This is a genomic window from Luteimonas qiangzhengi, assembly GCF_039548515.1.
In the GTDB taxonomy this organism is placed as follows: domain Bacteria; phylum Pseudomonadota; class Gammaproteobacteria; order Xanthomonadales; family Xanthomonadaceae; genus Luteimonas.
The window spans coordinates 246,601-273,599 of record NZ_JBCLVE010000002.1; the positions used below are offsets into that span (position 1 = coordinate 246,601).

24 protein-coding genes are annotated in these 26,999 nt (G+C 66.2%); 20 read left to right on the plus strand and 4 right to left on the minus strand.

Annotated features, from left to right (window positions below):
* Window positions 1–55: 55 nt before the first annotated feature.
* The 7 genes from cmk to galU all read left to right on the plus strand — a co-directional run bounded on the left by cmk (window position 56) and on the right by galU (window position 8,062).
* Window positions 56–775, plus strand: coding sequence for a (d)CMP kinase (cmk, locus tag WCE59_RS01375; RefSeq protein WP_343256903.1), 720 nt, complete (start codon window positions 56–58; stop codon window positions 773–775).
* A 166-nt stretch (window positions 776–941) separates the two neighbouring features.
* Entirely contained in the window at window positions 942–2,630 is a 1,689-nt protein-coding gene (gene rpsA / locus WCE59_RS01380; RefSeq protein ID WP_343256904.1) for a 30S ribosomal protein S1, read from the plus strand.
* A gap of 63 nt (window positions 2,631–2,693) precedes the next feature.
* Window positions 2,694–2,996 (plus strand): integration host factor subunit beta, encoded by a 303-nt coding sequence (locus WCE59_RS01385; protein ID WP_343256905.1) that lies wholly within the window; start codon window positions 2,694–2,696, stop codon window positions 2,994–2,996.
* Between the two features lie 27 nt (window positions 2,997–3,023).
* Window positions 3,024–4,208 carry a lipopolysaccharide assembly protein LapB gene (lapB, locus tag WCE59_RS01390; RefSeq protein ID WP_343256906.1) on the plus strand — a complete coding sequence of 395 codons (1,185 nt, stop codon included), beginning with the start codon at window positions 3,024–3,026 and terminating at the stop codon, window positions 4,206–4,208.
* A 1-nt stretch (window position 4,209) separates the two neighbouring features.
* On the plus strand, window positions 4,210–5,217 hold the full coding sequence (locus tag WCE59_RS01395; protein ID WP_449284070.1) for a hypothetical protein: 1,008 nt from the start codon (window positions 4,210–4,212) through the stop codon (window positions 5,215–5,217).
* 32 nt (window positions 5,218–5,249) lie between these two features.
* Window positions 5,250–7,157, plus strand: a complete 1,908-nt coding sequence (locus tag WCE59_RS01400) for a polysaccharide biosynthesis protein (protein WP_343256908.1) — start codon at window positions 5,250–5,252, stop codon at window positions 7,155–7,157.
* Window positions 7,154–8,062 (plus strand): UTP--glucose-1-phosphate uridylyltransferase GalU, encoded by a 909-nt coding sequence (gene galU, locus WCE59_RS01405; protein ID WP_343256909.1) that lies wholly within the window; start codon window positions 7,154–7,156, stop codon window positions 8,060–8,062. The genes WCE59_RS01400 and galU overlap by 4 nt, the downstream gene beginning before the upstream one ends.
* Window positions 8,063–8,270: 208 nt before the next feature.
* Here the strand turns inward: galU and WCE59_RS01410 are convergent, their stop codons facing one another.
* From WCE59_RS01410 to WCE59_RS01420, 3 genes are all read right to left on the minus strand, one after another.
* A complete protein-coding gene (locus WCE59_RS01410) occupies window positions 8,271–9,476 on the minus strand; it encodes an acetyl-CoA C-acyltransferase (protein ID WP_343256910.1) in 1,206 nt (401 codons plus the stop codon).
* A 71-nt stretch (window positions 9,477–9,547) separates the two neighbouring features.
* A complete protein-coding gene (locus WCE59_RS01415; RefSeq protein ID WP_343256911.1) occupies window positions 9,548–11,920 on the minus strand; it encodes a 3-hydroxyacyl-CoA dehydrogenase/enoyl-CoA hydratase family protein in 2,373 nt (790 codons plus the stop codon).
* A 28-nt stretch (window positions 11,921–11,948) separates the two neighbouring features.
* Complete coding sequence (locus tag WCE59_RS01420) at window positions 11,949–12,602, minus strand: TetR/AcrR family transcriptional regulator (RefSeq protein ID WP_343256912.1); 654 nt, start codon at window positions 12,600–12,602, stop codon at window positions 11,949–11,951.
* A gap of 195 nt (window positions 12,603–12,797) precedes the next feature.
* Between WCE59_RS01420 and ndk the strand changes: the two genes are divergently transcribed.
* From ndk to moeB, 10 genes are all read left to right on the plus strand, one after another.
* On the plus strand, window positions 12,798–13,223 hold the full coding sequence (gene ndk, locus WCE59_RS01425) for a nucleoside-diphosphate kinase (protein WP_343256913.1): 426 nt from the start codon (window positions 12,798–12,800) through the stop codon (window positions 13,221–13,223).
* Window positions 13,201–14,433 carry a 23S rRNA (adenine(2503)-C(2))-methyltransferase RlmN gene (gene rlmN / locus WCE59_RS01430; protein WP_449284071.1) on the plus strand — a complete coding sequence of 411 codons (1,233 nt, stop codon included), beginning with the start codon at window positions 13,201–13,203 and terminating at the stop codon, window positions 14,431–14,433. Before ndk ends, rlmN begins: the two co-directional genes overlap by 23 nt.
* Window positions 14,433–15,239 carry a type IV pilus biogenesis/stability protein PilW gene (pilW, locus tag WCE59_RS01435; RefSeq protein ID WP_343256915.1) on the plus strand — a complete coding sequence of 269 codons (807 nt, stop codon included), beginning with the start codon at window positions 14,433–14,435 and terminating at the stop codon, window positions 15,237–15,239. The genes rlmN and pilW overlap by 1 nt, the downstream gene beginning before the upstream one ends.
* 8 nt (window positions 15,240–15,247) lie before the next feature.
* Window positions 15,248–16,096 (plus strand): helix-turn-helix domain-containing protein, encoded by an 849-nt coding sequence (locus WCE59_RS01440; RefSeq protein ID WP_343256916.1) that lies wholly within the window; start codon window positions 15,248–15,250, stop codon window positions 16,094–16,096.
* A gap of 102 nt (window positions 16,097–16,198) precedes the next feature.
* Window positions 16,199–16,828, plus strand: a complete 630-nt coding sequence (locus WCE59_RS01445; RefSeq protein WP_343256917.1) for a YfgM family protein — start codon at window positions 16,199–16,201, stop codon at window positions 16,826–16,828.
* Window positions 16,828–18,027, plus strand: coding sequence for an outer membrane protein assembly factor BamB (gene bamB, locus WCE59_RS01450; RefSeq protein ID WP_449284072.1), 1,200 nt, complete (start codon window positions 16,828–16,830; stop codon window positions 18,025–18,027). The genes WCE59_RS01445 and bamB overlap by 1 nt, the downstream gene beginning before the upstream one ends.
* Window positions 18,028–18,048: 21 nt before the next feature.
* Entirely contained in the window at window positions 18,049–19,449 is a 1,401-nt protein-coding gene (gene der, locus WCE59_RS01455; protein ID WP_343256918.1) for a ribosome biogenesis GTPase Der, read from the plus strand.
* A 3-nt stretch (window positions 19,450–19,452) separates the two neighbouring features.
* On the plus strand, window positions 19,453–20,022 hold the full coding sequence (mobA, locus tag WCE59_RS01460; RefSeq protein WP_343256919.1) for a molybdenum cofactor guanylyltransferase: 570 nt from the start codon (window positions 19,453–19,455) through the stop codon (window positions 20,020–20,022).
* Window positions 20,019–21,242 (plus strand): molybdopterin molybdotransferase MoeA, encoded by a 1,224-nt coding sequence (locus WCE59_RS01465; RefSeq protein WP_343256920.1) that lies wholly within the window; start codon window positions 20,019–20,021, stop codon window positions 21,240–21,242. The genes mobA and WCE59_RS01465 overlap by 4 nt, the downstream gene beginning before the upstream one ends.
* 69 nt (window positions 21,243–21,311) lie before the next feature.
* Window positions 21,312–22,445 carry a molybdopterin-synthase adenylyltransferase MoeB gene (moeB, locus tag WCE59_RS01470; protein WP_343256921.1) on the plus strand — a complete coding sequence of 378 codons (1,134 nt, stop codon included), beginning with the start codon at window positions 21,312–21,314 and terminating at the stop codon, window positions 22,443–22,445.
* A gap of 34 nt (window positions 22,446–22,479) precedes the next feature.
* Here moeB and WCE59_RS01475 read toward each other — a convergent pair whose 3' ends face one another.
* A complete protein-coding gene (locus WCE59_RS01475; RefSeq protein ID WP_343256922.1) occupies window positions 22,480–22,794 on the minus strand; it encodes a DUF1244 domain-containing protein in 315 nt (104 codons plus the stop codon).
* 84 nt (window positions 22,795–22,878) lie between these two features.
* On the opposite strand from WCE59_RS01475, the gene folD reads away from it, so the two are divergent.
* From folD to guaA, 3 genes are all read left to right on the plus strand, one after another.
* Window positions 22,879–23,766, plus strand: a complete 888-nt coding sequence (gene folD, locus WCE59_RS01480) for a bifunctional methylenetetrahydrofolate dehydrogenase/methenyltetrahydrofolate cyclohydrolase FolD (RefSeq protein ID WP_343256923.1) — start codon at window positions 22,879–22,881, stop codon at window positions 23,764–23,766.
* 43 nt (window positions 23,767–23,809) lie between these two features.
* A complete protein-coding gene (gene guaB / locus WCE59_RS01485; protein ID WP_343256924.1) occupies window positions 23,810–25,267 on the plus strand; it encodes an IMP dehydrogenase in 1,458 nt (485 codons plus the stop codon).
* A gap of 144 nt (window positions 25,268–25,411) precedes the next feature.
* Window positions 25,412–26,980, plus strand: coding sequence for a glutamine-hydrolyzing GMP synthase (gene guaA, locus WCE59_RS01490; RefSeq protein WP_343257100.1), 1,569 nt, complete (start codon window positions 25,412–25,414; stop codon window positions 26,978–26,980).
* Window positions 26,981–26,999: the final 19 nt, after the last annotated feature.

Sequence of the window (26,999 nt, forward strand, 5' to 3'; positions counted from 1 at the left end):
GGGAGCGCCGGGCAGTACACTTGCCAGCCCTGAATCTTCCCACTATTTCGCCATCATGACCGACGCCGCTCCCGGATCCGCCCTGCCTGTCCTCACCATCGACGGTCCTTCCGGATCGGGAAAAGGCACGATCAGCCGCGCGATTGCTGCCCGCATGGGCTGGCACTACCTGGATTCCGGTGCGCTGTATCGGGCCGTCGGGGTGGCGGCAGGCTGGGGCAACCTGGATCTCTCCGATGCCTCAGCCCTGGTCCGCTGCGCCTTCGACACCCAGGTTCGTTTTATTGATGGTGAGGATGAAGAGCCGCGGGTGCTCGTCAACGACGTGGACGCAACGACCGAGCTGCGCACCGAAACCGCCGGGGCCGCCGCCTCGGCGATCGCGGCCATCCCCGAAGTGCGTGAGGCGCTGAAGGATCGTCAGCGCGCATTCAGGCGTGCACCGGGCCTGGTGGCGGACGGACGCGACATGGGTACGGTCATTTTTCCGGACGCCCCTTACAAGGTGTTCCTGACCGCCAGCGCCGACGAACGTGCCGAGAGGCGCTATAAACAGTTGAGGGACAAGGGGGTTTCGGTTACATTGGCTGGTCTGCTGCGCGAGATCCTCGCCCGTGACGCCCGTGACGCCAGTCGCGCGGTGGCGCCGCTGCGGCCGGCCGAAGACGCCGTCCACATCGATACCACCGGCCTGGACATCGAAACGGTCGTGGGGCGCGTGTTGGCGTTGCTGCCGCCACGCTCCCCGGACCAGGGTCTGGCACCAGCAGAATAAAGCCCCGCCGGGAAGCCGGCGGATTGTCCATTTCAACCACAACACTCAGCGGCCCATGCGCAATCCCGCGCCGGCCGACCAAACGGGTGGACCACCGCGCGCATTCAGAGTTCCGCTGAATCTGCTCTGTGCCGCGCGGTTTGTGTCATCAACCGGATATCAATTAATGACCGAATCATTTGCAGAGCTGTTCGAAGCCAGTCAGACCGACCTGGCCAAGCTCAAGCCAGGCGCCATCGTCAGCGGCACCGTCGTCCAGGTGCGTACCGACGTGGTCGTCATCAACGCCGGACTCAAGTCCGAGGGCATCGTGCCCATCGAACAGTTCCGTAACGACGACGGCGAGATCGACATCGCTGAAGGCGACATCGTCAAGGTGGCGCTGGACGCGCTCGAGAACGGCTTCGGCGAAACCGTACTGTCGCGCGAGAAGGCCAAGCGCGCCATGGTGTGGGACGAGCTGGAAGAAGCCATGGAAAACGACGAGACCGTGACCGGCAAGATCAGCGGCAAGGTCAAGGGCGGCTTCACCGTCGACATCAAGGACGTGCGCGCATTCCTGCCGGGCTCCCTGGTCGACGTGCGTCCGGTGCGCGATCCCGCGTACCTGGAAGGCAAGGACCTGGAGTTCAAGCTCATCAAGCTTGATCGCCGTCGCAACAACGTTGTCGTGTCCCGCCGTGCAGTGGTCGAGAGCGAGCACTCCGAAGAGCGCGAGGCGCTGATGGAGAAGCTGGTCGAGGGCGCAGTGCTGCCGGGCGTGGTCAAGAACCTGACCGATTACGGCGCATTCGTGGACCTGGGCGGCATCGACGGCCTGCTGCACATCACCGACATGGCATGGAAGCGCGTGCGCCATCCGTCCGAAGTGGTGGAAGTGGGCGCCGAGCTGGAAGTGCGCGTGCTCAAGTACGACCGCGAGCGCAACCGCGTCAGCCTGGGCCTCAAGCAGCTGGGCGAGGATCCGTGGGACAACATCGCCCGCCGCTACCCGTCCAACACCCGCGTGTTCGGCAAGGTCTCCAACGTCACCGATTACGGCGCGTTCGTGGAAATCGAGCCGGGCGTCGAGGGCCTGGTGCACGTGTCCGAGATGGACTGGACCAACAAGAACGTCAACCCGGCCAAGGTCGTGCAGGTTGGCGACGACGTCGAGGTGATGGTCCTGGACGTGGACGAAGAGCGTCGCCGCATTTCGCTGGGCATGAAGCAGGTCAGCTCCAACCCGTGGGAGACCTTCGCGGCCATCCACAAGAAGGGCGACAAGGTGGAAGGCCAGATCAAGTCGATCACCGACTTCGGCGTGTTCATCGGCCTGGACGGCGGCATCGATGGTCTGGTGCACCTGTCCGACATGAGCTGGAACACCGATGGCGAGGACCTGGCACGCGAGCTGAAGAAGGGCGACACCCTGCAGGCCGTCGTGCTTGCCGTCGACCCGGAGCGCGAGCGCATCAGCCTGGGCGTCAAGCAGATGGAGCAGGATCCGTTCGGTCAGTTCATGGCCGGCCATCCGAAGGGTTCCAAGGTCACCGGTACCGTGCGTGAAGTGGACGCCAAGGGCGCCACCATCGACCTGGCCGAGGGCGTGGAAGGCTACGTGATGGCGCGCGACATCAGCGATGAGCGCATCGAGGACGCCAGCCAGCACCTGAAGGTGGGCGACACCATCGAGGCCAAGTTCACGGGTATGGATCGTCGCGGCCGCACGCTGCAGCTGTCGATCCGCGCCAAGGACGAAGCCGAGACCGCTGCCAGCCTGGCCGAGTACAACAAGGTCGCGGCGGATGCTTCCAGCGGCACCACCAAGCTGGGCGCGCTGCTGCGTGAACAGCTGGAAGGCAAGTCGGAGTGATTCACTCCCGGCGGCCCGGATGATCCGGGCCGCCGGTTTCGACTGCAGGGGGCGTCGGGGACCATGACCAAATCGGAATTGATCGAGATTCTTGCCGGTCGCCAGGCCCACCTGAAGGCCGATGATGTTGATCTGGCAGTGAAGTCACTGCTGGAGATCATGGGCGCGTCACTGGCCGAGGGAGACCGCATCGAGGTCCGCGGCTTTGGCAGCTTCACGCTCCACTACAGGCCGCCGCGTACCGGCCGCAATCCGAAGACCGGTGCCGCAGTTGCGCTGCCGGGCAAGTACGTACCGCATTTCAAGCCGGGCAAGGAGCTGCGCGAGCGCGTGCGCGAAGTCCTGCCACTTCCCAACGAAGACTGATGGGCCGGATGCCGGGAGCATGACCGCATGGCCTTTGTAACCGAATGGTTCTGGTTTTTCCTGCTGCTGCCGATCGCGGCCCTGTCGGGCTGGGTGATCGGGCGGCGCGGTGGGGAGCGCCACAGCGACACGCAGGTCAGCCGCCTGTCCACCACCTATTTCCGTGGCCTGAACTACCTGCTCAGCGAACAGCCGGACAAGGCGATCGAGCTGTTCCTGCATATCGCCGAGCTGGACAAGGACACTTTTGAAACCCAGATCGCGCTGGGTCACCTGTTCCGCCGTCGCGGCGAGGTGGACCGCGCCATCCGCCTGCACCAGGGGCTGGTGCAACGGGGCGACCTGAGCGATGCACAGAAGGTGCAGGCGCTGCTGGCCCTGGGCGAGGACTACATGAAAGCCGGCCTGCTGGATCGGGCCGAAACCGTATTCACCGAGCTGGCCCAGCTGGACCAGCGTGCCCCGCAGGCGCTGCGCCACCTGATCAGCATCTACCAGTCCGAACGCGACTGGGCCAAGGCGATCGAGAACGCCACCCGCTTCGAAGCCGCCACCGGCGAGCCGATGGGCCGGCTGATCGCGCACTTCGAATGCGAGCTTGCCGAGCGCCACCTGTCCACCGGGGCGATCGACGAAGCCCGTGAAGCGGTGCGCCGCGCCTATGCGGCCGACGCCAAGTCGGTCCGGGCGGGAATTCTTGAGGGCAGGGTGGAGATTGATGCAGGCAACGATGCCGCGGCGATCCGCGCCCTCGAGCGCGCCGCCCGTCACGACACGGATTTCCTTCCGGAGATCCTGCCCCTGTTGCGGTCCGCTTACGAACGTATGGGCGACGGCACCGGCGCACGTAATTTCCTGGCGGAAATGACCGAGCACTACCGCGGCATCGCACCGGTGCTGGCCCTGACCCGCCTGCTGGAACTGGAAAAAGGCACGTCCGCAGCACGCACCTATCTGACCCAGCAGCTCAAGGATCGTCCGTCGGTCCGTGGTGAGGCCGCGCTGATCGAGTTGACCCTGGCCGATGGTGAAACCAGCGACCCGATGGCGACTCTTCAGGACCTGAAGGTGATCACCGACCAGCTGCTGGTGCGCAATCCCAGCTATCGATGCAGCCGCTGCGGCTTCGGGGCGCGAAGCCACCATTGGCAGTGCCCGAGCTGCAAGGAATGGGGCACGATCAAGCCGCTGCTGAACTTCGCCGTGGTCTGACGTGCCGGCTGCGGCGACTCTTGCAACAACCTGGTTCCTGGTCCCGCTGGCCATTGCACTGGCCGGCACGTGGGTGGCTTTGCGCTATGCGCGGGGCCGGGGTCTTCTGGACCAGCCCGGCGAGCGCCGCAGCCATGCCGTTGCAACGCCGCGGGGTGGCGGGATTTCCATCGTGGCGGCACTGCTGCTGGCCATCCTGATCCTGGGTTACAGCGAGCCTGAGTTGCGACCGGTGCTGATGGCCGGCGCCTTGGGATTGGTACTGGTGGCCACTGTCGGTTGGATCGACGATCACCGGCCCCTGTCACCGTTGTTGCGCCTGGCTGCCCACGCGTTCTCGGCCTGTCTGCTCGCCGCCGCGCTCCTGCTGTCCGGGCACGGCGTGCTGCCAGCGCTGCTCGCCTTCGGAGCCGTGCTGGTACTGGTCAATGTGTGGAATTTCATGGACGGCATCGACGGCCTGGCCACCACGCAGGCTGCCATCGCCGCACTGGGCTATGCATTGCTGGCAGGGCCGGGCGCGGCAATGTGGTTGTCACTGGCGCTGGCCGGCGCGTGCCTGGGGTTCCTGCCATACAACTTTCCCAAGGCGCGGATTTTCCTGGGTGATGTGGGCAGTGGGGCGCTCGGGCAGGCGTTGGCCCTGATCCTGGCACTGCTGCTGGTCAGCCCACAGACGGGCTTGGCCGCGACCCCATGGCCGCTGCTCGTGCTGCCGCTGGCGGCGTTCCTGGTGGATGCATCGCTCACTCTGGGACGGCGCATATTGCGGGGCGAAGCCTGGTGGCTGCCTCATGTTCAGCATGCGTATCAGGGGTGGGCGCGCGTACTGGGCCATCACGTACCGGTGACGCTGGCCTACGCAGGCTGGTCGATGATTGGAGTGGCATTCATGTATGCCCTGACGGGCGCTGGCCATGGGTTTATCATTGTGACGGCTGCAGTGGCCGGCTGGTGTCTTGCCGGGTGCCTTGTATGGACATTCCTGCAACGCTCCTGCAATAGGTAACGCGGAAAAGCTAAGGGATGGGCGCACCGACAATGAAGCATTGGAAGGATCGGGTGATCATCGCGCTGCCGCGTCTGGCAATCATTGCCCATGACCTGGCCATGGTGTGGGTGTGCTGGATCGGGCTGCATCAGTTCCGCCTGTCCATGCAGCCCTTCGCCCCCCAGATTCCCTGGTGGTCGGGTGAAATCGCCCTGATTCTTGCCGCCCAGGCCCTGGTGCTGTGGCGGGTGGGGCTGTACCGCGGGGTATGGCGGTTTGCCAGCGTTCCGGATCTGATCAACATCCTCAAGGCCAGCCTGTTCGGGCTGTTGGCCATCGTTTTTGTGCTGTTTCTCTACAACCGGCTCGACCCGGTGCCGCGCACCGTGCTGGTGATGTACCCGGTGGTGTTGACCGCCTTGCTGGGCATGCCGCGGCTGCTGTATCGCAGCTGGAAGGACTACAGCGTCAACCGCACCGACCAGTCGGCCGTGCGGGTCCTGATCCTGGGTGCAGGCCAGGCCGGCGAAGCGCTGCTGCGCGACCTGCGCCGCACCGGCTCCTACCAGGCGGTCGGGTTCCTTGATGACGCAGTGAAGCTGCACGGCAGCCACCTGCAGGGCGTGCCGGTACTCGGCCGGATCGAGGACGTGGCCCGGATCGCACCCGAAACCGCGGCCAAGCTCCTGATTATTGCCGTGCCGTCATTGGATGCGGCGAAGATGCGGCAGGTGGTGGCCGCCTGCGAGGAAACCGGGCTGCCATTCCGCACCGTGCCGCGGATCGACGACCTGTTGGAAGGGCGCTCGCTGCCGGGCGAACTCAAGGAAGTCGCGATTGAAGACCTGCTGGGCCGCAAGCCGGTAACGCCGGATTGGAAGGGCATCCGCGGGTGGCTTGGCGGTCGCAGCGTGCTGGTCACCGGTGGCGGCGGGTCGATCGGCTCCGAGCTGTGTCGACAGTGCGCCCGTCACGGCGCCCGCCAGATCGCAATCGTCGAGATGGACGAGCTCGCCCTGGCCACCATCGAAATGCAGCTGCGCCGTGACTTCCCCCATATCCAGTGCGTACCGGTGCTGGGCGACTGCGGCGATCCGGCTGTGATCCGGCACGCCCTGAAGCTGTCGTCACCGGAAGCCGTATTCCATGCTGCGGCCTATAAGCAGGTGCCGGTGCTGGAGACCCAGCTGCGCGAAGCCGTGCGCAACAACGTGGTGGCCACCGAAACCGTGGTATCGGAAACCATGAAAGCGGGCGTGGGCACCTTCGTGCTGATTTCCACCGACAAGGCGGTGGACCCGGTCAACGTGCTGGGGGCCACCAAGCGGCTGGGCGAGATGGTCTGCCAGGCCACGGCCAGGCCGGGACAAACCAGGTTTGTCACCGTCCGTTTTGGCAACGTGCTGGACTCGGCCGGCAGCGTGGTCCCGCTGTTTCGCGAGCAGATCCGCAACGGTGGGCCGGTGACCGTCACCGACCCCGAAGTGACCCGCTATTTCATGACTATCCCGGAGGCCTGCCAGCTGATCCTGCAGGCCGCCGCGATCGGATCGCGGCATGCGATCTATACCCTGGACATGGGCGAGCCGGTGCTGATCCGCCTGTTGGCCGAGCAGATGATCCGCCTGGCCGGAAAACACCCCGAGCGCGACGTCGCCATCGTCTACACCGGCCTGCGCCAGGGGGAAAAACTGCACGAAACCCTGTTCCACGCCGACGAGCGTTACCGGCCCACCACCCATCCGAAGATCCTGCAGGCGGAAGCCCGCGAAATCGCTACCGAGCAGGTGTTCCAGGCCGTGCGGCAGATGCGTGAGGCCGTCGCCGAATACGACCTGGATCGGCTTGCACAGCTGCTGCGCGATTCGGTGCCGGAGTTTTCGCCGCAGGATTCTCCACGCCCGCCGCAGGTGGCCACGGTGGTTGAGTTTCCCGCCCGCCACGCAAGGAAGACATGACTACACAGCGTATCCGCAAGGCCGTTTTTCCCGTCGCCGGCCTCGGCACCCGGTTCCTGCCGGCTACCAAGACCGTTCCCAAGGAGATGCTGCCGATCGTTGACCGGCCGCTGATCCAGTACGCGGTGGATGAAGCCATTGATGCGGGCTGTGACACGCTGGTATTCATCACCAACCGCTACAAGCACGCGGTGGCCGATTATTTCGACAAGGCCTATGAGCTGGAAGACAGGCTGGAGCGTAGCGGCAAGACCGAGCTGCTCGAAGTCATCCGCAACCCGCTGCCTCCCCACGTGCGCGCCGTGTTCGTCACCCAGCACGAGGCGCTGGGCCTGGGTCACGCGGTGCTGTGCGCCAAGCCGGTGGTTGGCAATGAACCGTTTGCCGTCCTGCTCCCCGACGACCTGATCTGGAACAGGAAGGGGCCCGGCGCACTGCGCCAGATGGCCGATCATGCGCAACAGACCGCTGGCGGGGTGATTGCGGTACAGGATGTGCCGCGGGCGCGGACATCCAGCTACGGCATCGTCGATACCGGCGACTTCGATGGGCGCCACGGCGTGATCCGCGACATGGTGGAAAAGCCCAGTCCGGAAGATGCCCCGAGCACGCTCGGCGTAGTGGGCCGTTACGTGTTGCCGCCGGGCATCTTTGACGCGCTGGAAAACACCGGTCGCGGCAGTGGCGGGGAAATCCAGCTCACCGATGCCATCGCCGCGATGGTCGGGCAGGGCAAGCGCTTTGATGCCTACCGGTTTGAGGGCGACCGCTTCGACTGCGGCACCCACATTGGCCTGATCGAGGCCACCATCCGCTTCGCGCTCGACCACGAGCAGCTCAGCGAGCCCGCCCGTGCAAGCATGCAGAAGGCGCTGGACGAACTGGGCGGCACCGGCAACGCGTGAACTGCCCAAAAGGTGCCGCAGAAAATGGCGGCGATTGTGTAGGAGCGCGTCGTACGCGCGAAGCCGCGTGAATTATGGCGGCAAGGTGAGGCGTCGGTAACAGCGACGGGACCGAAGCCCCGTCGCTACGCAACATGTCATGCGGTTTCGCGCGCATGGCGCGCTCCTGCCGCTACCGGGCATCAAACCAGCGCCCGGCATCAAGCGATCACAGGGCCTCGAAGATTCCGGCGGCGCCCATGCCGGTGCCGATACACATGGTCACCATGCCGTACTTCTGCTGGCGGCGGCGCATGCCGTGCAGCAGGGTGGCAGTACGCACCGCACCGGTTGCCCCCAGCGGATGGCCGAGTGCGATTGCGCCGCCCAGCGGATTGACCTTGGCCGGGTCCAGTTCAGAGTCGCGGATCACGGCGAGCGCCTGCGCAGCAAAGGCCTCGTTGAGTTCGATCCAGTCAAGCTGATCCTTCGTCAGGCCAGCCTGCCTGAGCGCCTTGGGGATCGCCGCGATCGGGCCGATGCCCATCACTTCGGGGCGGACGCCAGCCACCGAGAAGCTGACAAAGCGCGCCAGCGGGGTCAGGCCGTAGTCCTTGATCGCCTGTTCGGACGCAAGCAGCACCGCACCGGCGCCGTCACTCATCTGCGAGGAGTTTCCCGCAGTGACGCTGCCACCGAACTGGCCGTTGCGGAACACCGTGCGCAACTTCGCCAGGCCTTCCATTGAGCTGTCCGGGCGCGGGCCTTCGTCGGTGTCCGCCATGTGATTGCGCGTGTGGATCACGTTGCCGGCAAGGTCGGGCTGATTGGAGACGATTTCGTACGGGCTGATCTCGTCCCTGAACTCACCGGCCTGGATGGCGGCGATCGCCTTCTGGTGCGAGGCCAGCGCGAACGCGTCCTGGTCCTCGCGCGAGACCTTCCACTCCTCGGCGACCTTCTCGGCGGTGATGCCCATGCCGTAGGCGATGGCCACGTGGTCGTCCTTGAACACCGAAGGCGACAGCGCAACCTTGTTGCCCATCATGGGCACCATGCTCATGCTCTCGGTGCCGCCGGCCAGCACCAGGTCGGCGCTGCCCAGGCGGATCTGGTCGGCGGCCAGGGCAACGGCCTGCAGGCCGGAAGAACAGAACCGGTTGATGGTCTGCGCGGCGACGGTGTCGGGCAGGCCGGCCAGCAGCACGCCGATGCGCGCCACGTTCATTCCCTGCTCGCCCTCGGGCATGGCGCAGCCGATCACGGCATCTTCAATGCGGTTGACGTCGATGCCCGGTGCCTGGGCCACCACGGAGCGGAGCACGTGGGCGAGCATCTCATCGGGGCGGACGTTGCGGAACATGCCGCGCGGCGCCTTGCCCACCGGGGTGCGGGTGGCGGCGACGATGTAGGCGTCCTGGATCTGTCTGGTCATCTGTTGAACTCCATGGGTCCTGATTCGGGAAAAGGGTCTCGGTGCACCGCGCCGCAGGGCGCGGGCGGACCTCAGTTCCTCAGCGGCTTTCCGGTCTTGAGCATGTGGGCGATGCGTTCCTGCGATTTGGGCATCTGTGCCAGGGCAACGAAGTGCTCGCGCTCCAGGCGCAGCAGCCAATCCTCGTCAACCTTCGCGCCGCGATCGATTTCACCGCCGCACAGCCCGTCGGCGATGCGTTCGGCAATCTCGTTGTCGTGCGGGCTGATGAAGCGGCCTTCCAGCATGTTCACCAGCATCATCTTCAGGGTGGCAATGCCGACGTCGCCGGCCACTTCGATGGCACGCGCGGGCAGGGGCGGGCGGTAGCCGGCTTCGGCCAGCGCCAGTGCCTGCTGGCGCGCCACGTGCAGCAGCTCGTGGGCATGGAATACCACCACGTCGTCCTGGCGCAGCAGCCCCAGCGACTTGGCCTCCATCGCAGAGGTGGAAACCTTGGCCATCGCCACGGTCTCGAAACCGCGCTTGAGCTCGGCCAGCACGTCACCGCCCGGGCCGGCCGCCTGCGCAGCACGCACCGCCAGCTCCTTCAATCCGCCGCCGGCGGGCAGCAGGCCCACGCCAGCTTCCACCAGGCCGATATAGCTTTCCAGGTGGGCCACCGTGCGCGCCGAATGCATCTGGAATTCGCAGCCGCCGCCCAGTGCCAGCCCGCGCACTGCAGCCACCACCGGCACCAGCGAGTACTTGATGCGCTGGCTGGTGCGCTGGAAGTTGGCCACCATCGCTTCGAACGCGTCCACCTTCCCGTCCTGCAGCAGCCCCAGCGCCCCGGCAAGATCCGCACCGGCGGAGAAGGGCTCCTTCGGCTGCCAGATCACCACCGCCCGCAGGTCGCGTTCGGCGATACCGATCGCCTCCTGGATGCCATCCAGCACATGGTCACTGACCGTATGCAGTTTGGTCTTGAAGCTGATTACGCCCACGCCGTCGCCATCCGTCCACAGGCGCACGCCATCGTTCTCGAACAGGGTCTGGCCCTGGTCGAAACGCTCACCCAACAACGGATCGGGGAAACGCTGGCGGTCGTACACCGCCAGGCTGGAGCGCGGCACATGATTGCCGGAAGCCGGGCTGTAGCTGCCCTCGGCGCTGTGCACGCCTTCGCGGCCGTCGAGCACCCAATCAGGCAGCGGCGCATCGCTCATCGCCTTGCCGGCCTTGATGTCTTCGTCGATCCACTGGGCCACCTGCTTCCAGCCGGCGGCCTGCCAGGTCTCGAAGGGCCCCAGCGACCAGCCGTAGCCCCAGCGGATCGCCAGGTCCACGTCGCGCGCGGTCTCGGCAATGTCGGCCAGGTGGTAGGCGCTGTAGTGGAACAGATCGCGGAACACTGCCCACAGAAACTGCGCCTGCGGGTGCTCGCTGGCGCGCAGCTTGGCGAATTTCTCCGCCGGATTCCTGGTTTTCAGGATCTCCACCACCTCGGGTGCGGCCTTGCGGTCGGCCGGGCGGTAGTCCTGCTTTTCCACATCGAGGACCATGATGTCCTTGCCCACCTTGCGGAACACGCCGGCGCGGGTCTTCTGTCCCAGCGCACCCTTTTCGACCAGCCCGGTCAGCCAGGCCGGCGACTTGAAGTAGCGATGCCACGGATCGTCGGGCAGGGTGTCGGCCATGGTGCCGATCACGTGGGCCATAGTGTCCAGGCCCACCACGTCGGAGGTGCGATACGTCGCCGACTTCGGCCGGCCGATCAGCGGCCCGGTAACGGCGTCCACCTCATCAAAGCCCAGCCCGAATTCCTGCGTGTGGTGCGCGGTGGCCAGGATCGAAAACACGCCGATGCGGTTGCCGATGAAGTTCGGCGTGTCGCGCGCGTACACCACACCTTTGCCCAGATGGGTGGTGAGGAAGGTTTCCAGCCCTTCCAGCACGGCCTTGTCGGTGCCCTTGGCCGGGATCAGCTCGGCCAGGTGCATGTAGCGCGGCGGGTTGAAGAAATGCACGCCGCAGAAGCGGGGCTTCAGCGCGTCCGGCAGCACGTCGGCAAGCCGGTTGATGCCCAGGCCCGAGGTGTTGGAAGCCAGCACCGCGTGCGAGGCGATATGCGGCCCGATCCGGCGGTACAGATCCTGCTTCCAGTCCATCCGCTCGGCGATCGCCTCGATCACCAGATCGCACTCTTCCAGCAGCGCCAGGTCGGTGTCGTAATTGGCCGGCACGATCCGCGCGGCCAGCGCCCGGTCTGCGAGCGGGGCGGGGCTGAGCTTGCCCAGGTTGGCGATGGCCTTGGCGGAGACGGCGCTCGGAGCGCCTTCTTTTGCCGCCAGGTCAAACAGCACCGTGTCAACGCCGGCATTGGTCAGGTGGGCGGCAATCTGTGCGCCCATCACGCCGGCGCCAAGCACCGCCGCGCGTCGTACAAGCAGTTTCTTAGACATGTGCTGCAACTCCATGATTGAATGTGTTTTATTCAGTTACGGATGATGTGGTTTCGGCCTGCCCCGCAGTGCGGAAACCGGCGGCTGCGAAGCGGATCAACTCGCTTCCCGCGCGTCTGCGATGTTCCACTTCGCTGACATCGGCAGGCCGCTTGATCAGGCCGAAATCCGCCATTGCGTAGGTCAGCGACCCGCCCAGGAAATCGAGGCGCCAATAGAGCTCTTCTTTTGACAGCGCCGGCAGGCAGACGGCGAGCGCACGTGCGAAATCACGCTGCACGTGGCCGTAGCGCTCGGACAGGAAAGCCCGCAGGCCGTCATTGGTCTCGGCGTAGGCACGGGCGATGACCCTGATGAAAGCGCCGCCGCCGTTGCGGTTGGCCGCCAGTGTCAGTGCCGGCTCCACGAACGCGGCCAGGATCGCCTCCAGGTTGCCGGCAGCGTCCTGCTGCGCTTTGCCCAGCATCTCCAGACGCTGGGCGCTCATTTCGTCCATGCGCCGCCGGAACACCTCGTTGACGAGGTTTTCCTTGCTGCCGAAGTGATAGTTGACCGCGGCGATATTGACCTCGGCGCGGGAGGTCACCTGGCGCAATGACGTGCCGCTGAAGCCCTGCTGCGCGAACAGCTCTTCGGCGGCGCCGAGAATGCGCTCCTTGGTTGAAAAACGGGTGCTGGACATCTGCTGCAAGGCCGGTTCAAACGTTTGTTTGGATGCTAAGCGGATCCACACCGGCGGTCAAACGGCGCTGTCAACCGGGCCCGGAATCCTATAGAATTGGCCACAGCTGAACCGGCCAAACCCGCGTCCCTTCGCGGGTTTTTACATGCAATCCGGGTCGCCACACGGTGGCGGGCCCGCTAATGGAGATCTCCCATGGCGCTTGAGCGCACCCTGTCCATCATCAAGCCCGATGCCGTTGCCAAGAACGTCATCGGTGAAATCTACTCGCGTTTCGAAAAGGCCGGCCTGAAGATCGCCGCCGCCCGCATGAAGCACCTGACCCGCGAAGAGGCCGAAGGCTTCTATGCCGTGCACCGTGAGCGCCCGTTCTTCGGTGCGCTGGTAGAGTTCATGATCAGCGGCCCGGTGATGATCCAGGTGCTGGAAGGCGAGAACGCGATTGCCACGCACCGCGATCTGATGGGCGCCACCAACCCGAAGGAAGCCGCGCCGGGCACCATCCGCGCCGACTTCGCCGACTCGATCGACGCCAACGCCGTGCACGGCTCCGACGCCGCCGAGACCGCCGCCGAGGAGATCAAGTACTTCTTCGGCGATGACGAGGTGTACGCACGCTGATCCACCGGCCACTGGATCCGCATCCATAAGTGATCCAGTGGCCGCCTCCACATCAGGAATCCTGACCGAAGTGACCGAAACAGCCGCCAAGCAGAACCTCCTCGACCTGGACCGTGAAGGGCTGGAGCGTTTCTTCGTGGAAGCGCTGGACGAAAAGCGCTTCCGCGCACATCAGGTGATGAAGTGGATCCATCATCGCCACGTCACCGATTTCGATGAGATGACGGACCTGGGCAAGACGCTGCGCGCCAAGCTGCACGAGCTTGCCGAAGTGCGCGTGCCGCAGATCCAGTTTGAAAAGCCTTCGGTGGACGGCACCCACAAGTGGCTGCTGGCGATGGATGGCAGCAACGCCATCGAAGCGGTCTACATTCCCGACAAGGGCCGCGGCACCCTGTGCGTGTCCTCGCAGGTGGGCTGCGCGCTCAACTGCACCTTCTGTTCCACAGGGACCCAGGGCTTCAACCGCAACCTGTCCACCGCCGAGATCATCGGCCAGGTGTGGGTGGCGGCCAAGCACCTGGGCAACGTGCCGCACAAGCAGCGCAGGCTGACCAACGTGGTGATGATGGGCATGGGCGAGCCGCTCATGAACTTCGACAACGTGGTGCGCGCGATGAGCGTGATGCGCGACGACCTCGGCTACGGTCTGGCCAACCGACGCGTCACCCTGTCCACCGCCGGCCTGGTGCCGATGATCGACCGGCTCGGGCAGGAGAGCGACGTTTCCCTGGCGGTGTCGCTGCACGCGCCCAACGATGAGCTGCGCACCCAGCTGGTGCCGCTCAACAAGAAATACCCCATCGCCGAGCTGATGGAAGCCTGCGTGCGCTACGCCCAGCGCAGGAAGGGCGAATCGGTAACGTTCGAGTACACCCTGATGAAGGGCGTGAACGATCAGCCCGAACAGGCCCGCGAGCTGGTGCAGTTGATGCGCGAGTTCGACAACCGGCTGCAGATGAAGGATGCGGCCAAGATCAACCTGATTCCGTTCAACCCGTTTCCGGGAACGCGCTATGAGCGGCCCGACGACGTAACGGTCAGGCGTTTCCAGAAGCTGCTGAACGACGCCGGCCGGATCGCTCCGGTGCGTCGGCCGCGCGGAGACGATATCGATGCCGCCTGCGGTCAGCTCAAGGGCCAGGTGATGGACCGCACCCGCCGCCAGGCGGAATTCAACAAACATCTGGCCGAACAGGAAAAGCGCTGATGGGCGTGCGCGGCGCGCTGCTGGTGGCAGCGATGGTGGTCGTGGCGACCACGGCCTGCTCACGGCTCACCTTCGTCAAACCCAGTGCCGAGCGCGGTCGCTACGAGAATGTTGCGCCCGACTACAGTTTCGGTGATTCCGCCGAAAGCCGCCGCCTGTCGCAGGTGCACAATCACATCGCGACAGCGGGCCGTGCCCTGGATGCCGGTCAGATCGACAAGGCGGAGGAGGCTGCGCTTGCCGCGCTGAAGATCGATCGCCAATCTCCACGGGCACTGACCATGATGGCGCTGGTGGAAATGATCCGCGGCCGCAGCGAAGAGGCCGGTCGCTATTACGCCAGCGCCGCCGAACATGCGCCGGACAACGGGGCGATCCAGAACAACTACGGCGCGTGGCTGTGCCGGCAGGGCCGGGCAGCCGAGTCGATGGACTATTTCGAACGGGCCGTGGCCAATCCCGCCTACGCAGCCCGTGCAGATGCATTGGCCAATGCGGGCGCCTGCGCGGAGGCCGCCGGTCGCGGCGATCGCACCGATGCCTATCTGCGCGCCGCGCTCAATCTCGACCCTGAAAACAGCGTGGCATTGTCAGCGATGGCCGAATACCAGTACCGTAACGGTCGGTATCTGGAAGCACGGGCTTTCTCGCAGCGGCGGCTGGCAGCAGCACCGGCGACGGGCGAGGCATTACTGCTTGCATCACAGATCGAAGAAAAAATGGGCGACAGCGTCGCCGCAGAGCGTTATCGTCAGCGGCTGGGAACGGAATTCCCGCACGCGTCGCAGCAGACCCCCGGGGGATAGCAGTTCACATGTCATCCGCAGCGAATGCAGGCGTATCCCAGCAGGGGTCCGGCCTTCGTCTCAGACAGGCGCGCGAGGCCGCCGGACTGGGTATCGCCGAAGTAGCAGCGCAAATGCACGTTCCCGTACGTGTGGTCTCATCCCTTGAAGAGGGGCGCTGGGAGCACCTGGGCGCGGCGGTGTTTGTGCGCGGACAGCTGCGCAGTTACGCCCGTATCGTCGGTCTTTCTGAAGCGGACCTGCTGGTGGCCGATGAGCTGCCCCCGGTCACGCCGCCCGCACTCCAGCCGCGCACCTTCACCCCGCGCTATCGGCGCATCGCCGAACAGGCTGCACGGCGGATGGTGTACGTGGTGATTACCGCCACCCTGGTGGTGCCGGTGTGGATGGTGACCCGCGGCCACATGGAGGGTTCGCCCGCCGAAGTTGCTTCGCTGGACCTGGCCAGGAGCCCGGTGGCCGAAGGGCAGGGTGCCACTGCGCTGAACAATCCCACCCAGCGGCAGCAGCGCCCCCTTACGGCTTCCATGACCCCTATCCAGACCCGTCGCACGCAGCCGTCTGCGGCGGTTGAGGCGGGCGCTTCCGGGGCTCCCGCCCTGGCGCTGCGCTTCAAGGAAGACAGCTGGGTTGAAATCAGCGGCCGCGACGGTCGCCAGCTGGAGCAGGCACTGCTCCGTGCCGGCGAGGAACGCAGCTACGCCGCCGGTGAAGTCAGCCGCATCGTGCTTGGCAATGCCGGCGCGGTGGAGGTGATCCGGTTCGGCGATATTCAGGATATCCAGCCGTTCCAGCGGGCGAACGTTGCGCGCTTTACGGTATCCTCCGACGGTTCGCTCGCTCCGCTGGCCGACTGACGTCGCCCGCAGCGCGGGCGAGGGCCGGCCGCTTAGTGGCCATAGCCACACATATCAAGAAGACAGGAGCTGCCCGCGCTTGCGCGCCGGGTGGGAGACAGCATGGCAATTGACGATGTTTACGACGATCACGAACAGGGCGAACGCGTCCGCGACTGGCTCCGGCGCAACAGCCTGGGGCTGGCCGGCGGCGTTGCCATCGGCGTCGCTCTGATCGGCGGCTGGCAGTGGTTCGGCAAGTACCAGCACGACCAGCGCGTGGCCGAGGGTGACCGGTATCAGAGCGTGGTGAATGCCATCGCCGCAGGCGATCTTGAACAGGCCAGCGCACAGGCGGACACGCTGGATTCGGACAGCTACGCAATCCTGGCCGCGTTCAGCCTGGCCAAGGCGCAGTTCGAGTCCGGAGAAGCCGAGACCGCAATCGCAACGCTGCAGGGCGCCAGCAGTGCCGATCCGGCACTCGAGCCGATCCGCAGGCACCGGCTGGCCCAGCTTCTGATCGAAACCGGACAGACCGCGGAAGCCGTCGACCTTCTGGCGGACAGCCAGGATCCGGCGTCGCTGGAAACGCTGGGCGATGCCCAGGTAATGCTGGATCGTCGCGATGACGCACGCGAGTCCTACCAGGCTGCGTTGCGCAACCTGGACGTGGCTGCGCCGCAGCGCGGACTGGTCGAACTCAAACTCATCGACGCTGGCGGCAAGCCGGCGCAAGCCGGGGCAATTTGATGAAGTCAGTGAACACAGGCATGGGAACCGCGCTGCTGCGCGGCGCGCTGGTGCTGTCCTGCGCCGTCGCCCTGGCCGGTTGCGGCACGGTCCGCGACTGGTTTGGCGGCAGTGACGATGAGCCCAGCGCAACGGAGCCGATGCCGCTGCAGGATTTTACCGAGAGCGCGTCAGCACAGCGGATCTGGAGCACCGGCGTCGGCAAGGGCGAGCGCCGGATCGGTGCGCGCCAGGGTCCCGCTATTGCAAACGGCCGGGTGTACGCGGCAGCGCTGAGCAACGGCGTGCGCGCCCTGGACCTTCAGAGTGGCAGCACGCTGTGGCATTACGACTCCGATCTCCAGCTCGCCGGTACGCCCGGCGTGGGTGAGGGAGTGGTGGCCGTGGGCAGCTTGGAAGGCAAGGTGGTTGCACTGGATGCGGATACCGGCGCAGAGCTCTGGAGCTCCCAGCTCGGCAACGAAGTCATCGCTGCGCCCGCCATCGGCCAGGGGCTGGTGGTGGTGCGTTCCAACGACGGACGTATCACCGCATTCGATGCCCGCAGCGGCGCCGAGCGCTGGTTCTGGGTGCAGGAACTGCCCACGCTGACCGTGCGCGGCAACGATGCGCCCACGATCGGTCCCGGCTATGTCTTCGTTGGCAATGACGACGGCACTGTGATCGCCCTGAGCATGGCTGACGGCCAGCCGATCTGGCAGCAGCAGGTTGGCATGCCGGACGGACGCACCGAGCTTGAGCGCATGGCTGATATCGACGGCAGCCCCGTGCTCGACAATGTCACCCTGTATGCCAGCAGCTACCGCGGGCAGACGATGGCAATCGAGGCACCGTCGGGCCGGCCGCGCTGGGTCAGCGACCGCGGCGGCCCGGGTCGTCTGGCCCAGGGTTTCGACCGGCTGGTGATCGCCGATCGTCACGGCACGGTGTGGGCGCTGGACAAGAACAGCGGCTCCAGCCTGTGGCAGCAGCCCGCGCTGGCGCGACGCAACCTGACCTCGGCGGCGATCCATGACAACCACGCCGTGGTGGGCGATTTCGACGGTTACCTGCACTGGCTGCGCATGGACAACGGCGAGCTGGCTGCGCGTGCCCGTGCGGGACGCCATCCGATCAAGGGCGCACCGCTGGTGGCCGACGGCATTCTGGTAGTGCAAACGGTCAGGGGCGATCTCAGCGCCTACCGGCTGCAGCGCTGATACGACAGGCACAAACCCCCCATGCTCCCCCTGGTTGCTCTGGTCGGACGCCCCAACGTGGGCAAATCGACCCTTTTCAACGTACTCACCCGCAGCCGCGATGCGCTCGTCCATGACGAGCCGGGGGTAACCCGCGACCGCAACTACGGCATCTGCCGTCTGGATCCCGAGCGTCCTTTCGCCCTGGTCGATACGGGCGGCATCACCGATGAGGAAGAAGGGCTGGCCGGCGCGACCGCGCGCCAGTCCCGGACCGCCGCTGAAGAGGCCGACCTGGTGCTGTTCGTGGTCGATGGCCGCGAAGGCGCGTCCGCGCTTGATGACGAGCTGCTGGGCTGGCTGCGCAAGAGTGGCCGCCCGGTCTTGCTGGTGGTCAACAAGACCGACGGCATCGACGCCCGCGCCGCGCAGGCAGAGTTCGCGCGTTACGGCTTCAAGGACGTGTTCCCGGTGTCCTCGGCGCACCGGCAGGGCATGGATCCGCTGCTGGCCCAGGTGCTGTCGATGCTTCCGTCCGATGACGCGGGCGAGCCGCTGGTCGAGGATCCGGAGCGCAAGCGGGTGGCTTTCATCGGTCGCCCCAACGTGGGCAAGTCCACCCTGGTCAATCGCCTGCTGGGCGAGGAGCGGATGATCGCTTCCGACGTGCCGGGGACCACCCGCGATTCGATCTCCGCCGATCTGGAGCGCGAAGGCCATAAATACACCCTGATCGACACCGCCGGCATCCGCCGCAAGGCGCGGGTGGATGAGGCGGTGGAAAAGTTCTCCATCATCAAGACCCTGCAGGCGATCGAGCACTGCCAGGTGGCCGTGGTGATGCTGGACGCCAGCGAGGGCGTCACCGATCAGGACGCCAGCGTGCTGGGCGCGGTGCTGGATGCCGGCCGGGCGCTGGTGATCGCGGTCAACAAGTGGGATGGACTGAGCACCTACCAGCGCGAGCAGACCGCGGCGTTGCTTTCTCGCAAGCTCGCCTTCGTGCCGTGGGCCGAGTCGGTGCGTATCAGTGCGCTGCACGGCTCCGGGCTGAAGGAGCTGTTTGCCGCCATCCATCGGGCGCACGCCGCCACCACCCGCCAGCTCAGCACTTCGGAAATCAACCTGGCGCTTGAAATCGCCAGTGAATCGAATCCGCCTCCGGCCGGCGGTGGGCATGCGCCCAAGCTTCGCTTCGGTCACCCAGGCGGGACCAGCCCGCCTACGATCGTGATTCACGGCAATCGGCTGCGGACTCTGCCGGAGAGCTACAAGCGCTATCTGGAAAACTTCTTCCGCAAGCGCTTCAAGCTTGTGGGCACGCCCGTGCGGTTCTTTTTCAAGGAGGGGGACAACCCCTACAAGGACCGCAAGAACGTGCTGACCACGCGCCAGAAAGCCAAGAAGAAGCGCATGATCCGGCACGTCAAACGCAAGGGCTGAAGCATGCAGGCGGCAACCACCCTTGGGATTCTGGCGGGTGGACAGGCTTCGCGCCTGGGTGGTCTGGACAAGGCCTGGTTGCAACGCGGCGGGATCGCGCAGGTGGAACGACTGGCCGCGCGCCTTGGTGACGGTGCCGGAGAGGTGCTGGTCAGCGCCAACCGCAACCACGACGCCTATGCGCGGATAGGCCTGGCCACCGTCGCCGACCGGGTAGCCGGCATCGGTCCGCTGGGTGGGCTGGACGCACTGGCCCGGGCCTGTTCCGGCGAGTGGTTACTGACCGTGCCGGTGGACGTGGTGAACATCAACGACTGCCTGCTGCGCCGGCTTTCCGCCTGCGGCGAACAGGGCGCCTGGGCGGTGGATGACGACGGCCCCCAGCCGCTGGTGGCGCTGTGGCGTGTTGATCGGCTGCGGCCCGCGCTCGCTGCGGCCATCGACGCCGGCGAGCTGGCAGTGCATGCGTTGCAGGCAAAGCTGGGCATGGCTCCGCTGCGGCTGGAAGGGGTACGCTTCGGTAACCTCAATACCCCACAGGACCTGGCCAACGCCGGCATTGAACCTGGATGACCGATTTTCCTACCCGTATTTCCTACGCTGAAGCCTCAGCGATTATCCAAGACGCTGGTTCCACCCACCGCATGCCGATCGAACGCTGCGCGCTGCAGCGGACGCACGGCAAGGTGCTGGCCGCCGATGTCGTGGCCACGGTGGCCCAGCCGCCGTTCGACAACTCGGCCATGGACGGGTTCGCCCTGCGCCATGTCGACCTGGCCGCGGAAGGGGAGAGCACGTTGACGCTCGTCGGCGAGCAGTTCGCCGGCACAGCGGACCAGCCGGCACTGCAGCCGGGCGAGTGCGTGCGGATCACCACCGGCGCGCCGATGCCGCCGGGCGCCGACACGGTGGTCATGAAGGAAAACACCCGGGTCGAAGGCAACACCGTCCACGTGGTGATTGCGCCAACGCCGGGGCGCAACGTGCGCCACGCTGCCGAGGACACCGCGCCCGGTGACCTGCTGCTGCGCGCCGGTGATGTGCTCAGCCCCGCGCGGATCGGCCTGTGCGCCATGCAGGGATTGGCCGAACTGGAAGTCACCCGCGTGCCCACGGTGGCGGTGTTCAGCACCGGAGATGAACTGATCGAGCCTGGCCTGTCACTGGGCCCGGGCCAGATCTACAACTCCAACCGCGAACAGCTGATGGGCCTGCTGCGCAACGACGGCCTGGACCCGGTGGCGTGGCCAAATCTTGCCGACGAACCCGCCCAGGTCGAATCAGCGCTGCGCCACGCCGGCCACGCGTTCGACCTGGTGATTACCACCGGCGGGGTGTCCGCCGGCGAGAAGGATTACCTGCCCGCGCTGATGCAGGCGCAGGGCAGGGTGCTGTTCTGGAAGTCGCGGCTCAAGCCCGGCATGCCGGTGCTGCTGGCCGAGGGCGCGAGCCTCGGCAATGCGCTGTTCCTGTGCCTGCCGGGCAATCCGGTGTCGGTGCTGGCCACCTGGCTTGCCCTGGGGCGACCGCTGGTGGACGCCATGCGCGGCCGGGCACCGCGCCAGCGCATGTATGCGCGCCTGGCGACCGATTGGCGCAAGCGCAATGAGCGGCTGGAATTCCTGCGCGGGCGGCTGTGCTGCGGCGAAGATGGCGTGCTCACCATCGAGCCCAATCCAGCGGATGGCTCGCACCGCATGCGCGCGGCGGCCGATTCCGATGCGCTGCTGGTCCTGCAGGAAGGCGCACGCGACTACGCCGCTGGCGAGGTCGTGGAGATCATTCCGTACTGACCCGGCGCTGACCGGGCGCTCTGACCGCCATTCCGCGCAGGCACAGGCGGGACGCGGGATAATGCGGGCATGGCAATCGATGAAATCCTCCCCCGCGAAGCCCAGCGCCGCGTGTCCCGCGGCGCCAGGCTGATCGACATCCGCGATGACCACGAGCGCGCTGCCGGCATGGCCGAAGGCGCGCGAGGGGTGACCAGGGCAGAGCTGGAGCAGGCGCCGGACGCGCATATTCCGCCGTCCGGTGACGAGGTCATCCTGATCTGCCAGATGGGCGGGCGATCCCGCCAGGCGGCCGAAGCACTCGCCGCGCTTGGCTATGCCAACGTCTGTTCGGTCGTCGGCGGTACCGGTCGCTGGCAGGACGAAGGCTTGCCCATGAGCGGCCCGGCCGCCGGCTTCGACCCCGACTTCCACGAGCGCTATTCGCGCCACCTGCTGCTGCCCGAGATCGGTGTGGAAGGCCAGCAGCGGCTGGAAGCCTCGCGCGTGCTGATGCTGGGCGCGGGCGGCCTGGGTTCTCCGGCGGCGTACTACCTCGCCGCAGCGGGCGTGGGCACGCTGCGCATCGCCGATCCGGACGTGGTGGATCGCAGCAACCTGCAGCGCCAGATCCTGCATACCGAAGCCTCGATCGGCACGCCCAAGGTCGCCTCCGCGGCGGCCACGCTGGGCGCGCTGAACCCACGCACCCGCATCGAGGCAGTGCAGGAGCTGGTGACCAGCGACAACGTCGAATCGCTGCTGGAAGGCATTGACGTGGTCGTCGACGGCGCCGACAACTTCCCGATCCGCTACCTGCTCAACGACGCCTGCGTGAAGCTGGGCAAGCCGCTGGTCTATGGCGCCGTGCACCGCTTCGAAGGGCAGGTGAGCGTGTTTGATGCCGGCCGGAACCGCGGCACCCAGCCGTGCTACCGCTGCCTGTTTCCGGAGCCGCCGCCGCCGGAATTCGCCCCCAACTGCTCGGAGGCCGGGGTGCTGGGCATCCTGCCGGGCGTGGTTGGCATGCTGGAAGCCACCGAGGTGATCAAGCTGTTGCTGGGCCTGGGCGAGCCGCTGCGCGGGCGCCTGCTGCACTTCGATGCGCTGGGCATGCGGTTCCGCGAAACCCGGCTCGGGCCGGATCCGGAATGCCCGCTGTGCGCGCCAGGGCGCGAATTCCCCGGCTACATCGACTACGCCGCGTTCTGCTCCGGCGCGTAGGTCGGGGCTACGCCCCCGACGCCCGGACGCCGGATTATTTTCCCTCGCGACCGCGCTGCACCGCTTCGAACGCTTCAATCTGCTCCGGCGTGGCCGGACGCTGGTGCTTCGCCTTCCACTCGCTGAAAGGCATGCCGTAGAAATGATCGCGGGCGGCGCCCTTGTCCATCTCGATGCCGCGCTCGGCGGCGGCTTCGCCGTACCAGTCGGCCAGGCAATTGCGGCAGAAGCCGGCGAGGATCATCAGGTCGATGTTCTGCGCGTCCGGGCGCTGCTGCAGCAGGTGATCGCGCAGACGGCGGAACACGGCGGCTTCGATTTCAGTGGTGGTGCGGTCGGCTTCGGTCATATGCGGAACCCGCGGCGCTTTCGCCCGCAGGGTTAAACAGCGAGAATAGGGGCCTCGACTCTATCCCAGCGCACCCATTCCCGCATGACCGCACGCATCCTTGATGGCAGGGCCATCGCCGACAGCCTGCTTGATTCCCTTCGCATCAAGGTGGAGGCCCGGTTGGCTGAGGGCAAGCCGGCACCGGGGCTTGCGGTTGTGCTGGTGGGCAGCGATCCGGCCTCGCAGTCGTACGTGCGCAACAAGCGCCGCGCGGCCGAGAAGGTCGGCATCCGCGCGATTGATTTCGACATGCCGGCCGGCACCACCGAGACCGAGCTGCTGGAACTGATCGACCGCCTGAACGCCGATCCGGACGTGCACGGCATCCTGGTGCAGCTGCCGCTGCCGGGTATTGCCGATGCCACCCGACTGATTCACCGCATCGATCCGCGCAAGGATGTGGACGGCTTCCATCCGGAAAACGTCGGCCACCTGGCTCTGCGCCAATTCGGCCTGCGGCCCTGCACACCGCGCGGCATCACCACGCTGCTGGCCTGGACCGACCGCCCGGTGCGCGGCCAGAACGCCACCATTGTGGGCGTGAGCAATCACGTGGGCAGGCCGATGGCGCTGGAACTGCTGATCGCCGGCTGCACCGTCACCAGCTGCCACAAGTTCACCCCGCCCGAGGTCCTGCAGCGCAGCGTGGAAGGCGCCGATATCCTGGTGGTGGCCGTGGGCCGACCCGACATTGTCCCTGGTGAATGGGTCAAGCCCGGCGCGGTGGTGATCGACGTGGGCATCAACCGCCTGGACGATGGCCGCCTGGTGGGTGACGTTGAATTCGCCGCCGCCGCCGAGCGCGCCAGCTGGATCACCCCGGTCCCCGGTGGGGTGGGCCCCATGACCGTCGCCACCCTCATGCAAAACACCCTGGAAGCGGCCGAAGCCGCCGAATCCGGGGTGTCGATGTTGCGCGCCGCCCGGTGACTGGCGCGGTACAATAGTCCGCTTTCCCAGATCCGGACCGCCCATGTTGCGTATCCAGGCCGAAGCGCTCACCTACGACGATGTTTCCCTCGTCCCAGCGCATTCCATCGTCCTTCCCAAGGACGTTCAGCTCACCGCCCGGCTGACCAGAGACCTGCACCTGAACCTGCCCATCGTGTCCGCAGCCATGGACACGGTCACCGAAGCACGCCTGGCGATCGCCATGGCCCAGCTCGGCGGCATCGGCATCATGCATAAAAACATGAGTGCAGAACGCCAGGCACAGCACGTTCTGCAGGTGAAGAACTTCGAAGCCGGTGTGATTCGCGAACCGTTCACAGTCAGCCCGCAGACCTCGATTGGCGAGGTACTCAAGCTCACCCGCGCGCGCAACATCTCCGGCGTGCCGGTGGTCGAAGGCGACCAGCTGGTGGGCATCGTGACCGGCCGCGACATGCGCTTTGAGAAGAAGCTGGACGACCCGGTGCGCAACATCATGACCCGCAAGGAAAAGCTGGTCACGGTGAAGGAGGGCGCCAGCGACGAGGAAGTGATCGAGCTGCTGCACCGCCACCGGATTGAAAAGGTGCTGGTGGTCAACGACCAGTTCCAGCTGCGCGGCCTGATCACGGTCAAGGACATCCAGAAGGCCCAGGACAACCCCAACGCCGCCAAGGACACTTCCGAAAGTCTGCTGGTCGGCGCTGCCGTCGGCGTGGGGGGCGATACCGAGGATCGCATCGAGCGTCTGGCCGCCGCCGGCGTCGATGTCATCATCGTCGATACCGCGCACGGTCATTCCCAGGGCGTGCTGGACCGCGTGAGCTGGACCAAGAAAAACTTCCCGCAGGTGCAGGTGGTGGGCGGCAACATCGTCACCGGCGACGCCGCGCTGGCGTTGATGGACGCCGGTGCCGACGCGGTGAAGGTGGGCGTTGGTCCGGGCTCGATCTGTACCACCCGCGTGGTGGCTGGCGTGGGCGTGCCGCAGATCACCGCGATCGACATGGTGGCCTCCGCGCTCAAGGACCAGATTCCGCTGATCGCCGATGGCGGCATCCGCTATTCCGGTGACATCGGCAAGGCGCTGGCCGCCGGCGCGTCCACGGTGATGATCGGCGGCCTGTTCGCCGGCACCGAGGAAACCCCGGGCGAGACCGAGCTCTACCAGGGCCGCAGCTACAAGAGCTACCGCGGCATGGGCAGTCTGGCGGCGATGGAGAAGGGCTCCAGCGACCGCTATTTCCAGGAAGCCGCCACGGCCGACAAGCTGGTGCCCGAAGGCATCGAAGGGCGCGTGCCGTACCGCGGCCCGCTGGCGGGCGTGATCCATCAGCTCATCGGCGGCCTGCGCGCCACCATGGGCTACGTGGGCTGCGGCACCATCGAAGAGATGCGCACCAAGCCGCAGCTGGTGAAAATCACCGGCGCAGGACAACGCGAGAGCCACGTCCACGACGTGCAGATCACCAAGGAACCGCCGAACTACCGCATGGGTTGATGGAGGCTCGCCTCCACAGCCTCGCGCACGCGCGCGGCAGCCGGCTGCCCCCTGTAGGAGCGCGCCATGCGCGCGAAGCCGCGTGACGCCCGCAATCCCACGTTCAACCACACAACCCGCCACGCCCCGGATCACCGACCACCAATGACCGACATCCACGCCGACAAGATCCTGGTCCTCGATTTCGGGGCGCAGTACACCCAGCTCATCGCCCGCCGCATCCGCGAAATCGGCGTCTACTGCGAAGTCTGGGCCTGGGACCACGACCCGTCCGAGATCGCCGAATTCGCGCCGAAGGGCATCATCCTCTCCGGCGGCCCGGAATCGACCACGGTGGAAGGCTCGCCGCGCGCCCCGCAGGAAGTCTTCGACAGCGGCGTGCCGGTGCTGGGCGTGTGCTACGGCATGCAGACCATGGCTCACCAGCTGGGCGGCGCCACCGAATCGGCCGACCAGCGCGAGTACGGCCACGCCGTCATCGAGCGCGTGGCCGATGACCGGCTGCTGGCCGGCCTGTCCGACCACGCAGGCAACCCCGCACGGCTTGATGTGTGGATGAGCCACGGCGACCACGTGTCTAAAGCGCCGCCGGGCTTCACCGTCACCGCCAGCACCGACCGCGTGCCCGTCGCCGCCTTCGCCAACGACGACAAGCGCTGGTACGGCGTGCAGTTCCACCCGGAGGTCACCCACACCACCCAGGGCCAGGCGATGTTCCGGCGCTTCGTGGCCGACATCTGCGGCTGCCAGACCCTGTGGACCGCGGCCAACATCATCGAGGACCAGATCAGCCAGGTGCGCGCCCAGGTGGGCAGCGACGAGGTGATCCTGGGTCTCTCGGGCGGCGTCGATTCCTCTGTCGTTGCCGCACTGCTGCACCAGGCCATCGGCCAGCAGCTGACCTGCGTGTTCGTGGATACCGGCCTGCTGCGCTTCCAGGAAGCCGAGCAGGTGATGACCACCTTTGCCGACCACCTCGGCGTGCGGGTCATCAAGGTGGACGCCGCCGATCGCTACTTCAACGCACTGGCCGGCGTCACCGACCCGGAAGCCAAGCGCAAGATCATCGGCAACCTGTTCATCGAGATCTTCGAGGAAGAAGCCGGCAAGCTGAAAAATGCCCGCTGGCTGGCCCAGGGCACCATCTACCCGGATGTGATCGAATCTGCCGGCAGCCGCACCGGCAAGGCCCACATGATCAAGAGCCACCACAACGTGGGCGGCCTGCCGGAGCACATGAACCTCAAGCTCGTGGAGCCGCTGCGCGAGCTGTTCAAGGACGAGGTGCGCCGCCTGGGTGTGGAGCTCGGCCTGCCGGAAAAGATGGTCAACCGCCACCCGTTCCCCGGCCCCGGCCTGGGCGTGCGGATCCTGGGCGAAGTGAAGCGCGAATACGCCGAGCTGCTGGCCCGCGCCGATGCCATCTTCATCGAGGAGCTGTTCCGCACCGGCCTGTACGACCAGACCAGCCAGGCGTTCGCCGTGTTCCTGCCGATCAAATCCGTCGGCGTGGTCGGCGACGCACGCGCCTACGAATGGGTTATCGCCCTGCGCGCCGTGGAGACCGTGGACTTCATGACCGCCCGCTGGGCGCACCTGCCACATGAATTCCTTGGCAGGGTATCCAACAGGATTATCAACGAGTTGCGCGGTGTTTCTCGCGTGGTGTATGACATCAGCGGGAAGCCACCGGCTACGATTGAGTGGGAGTGAGGCCTGCTTCCCCCCGCGC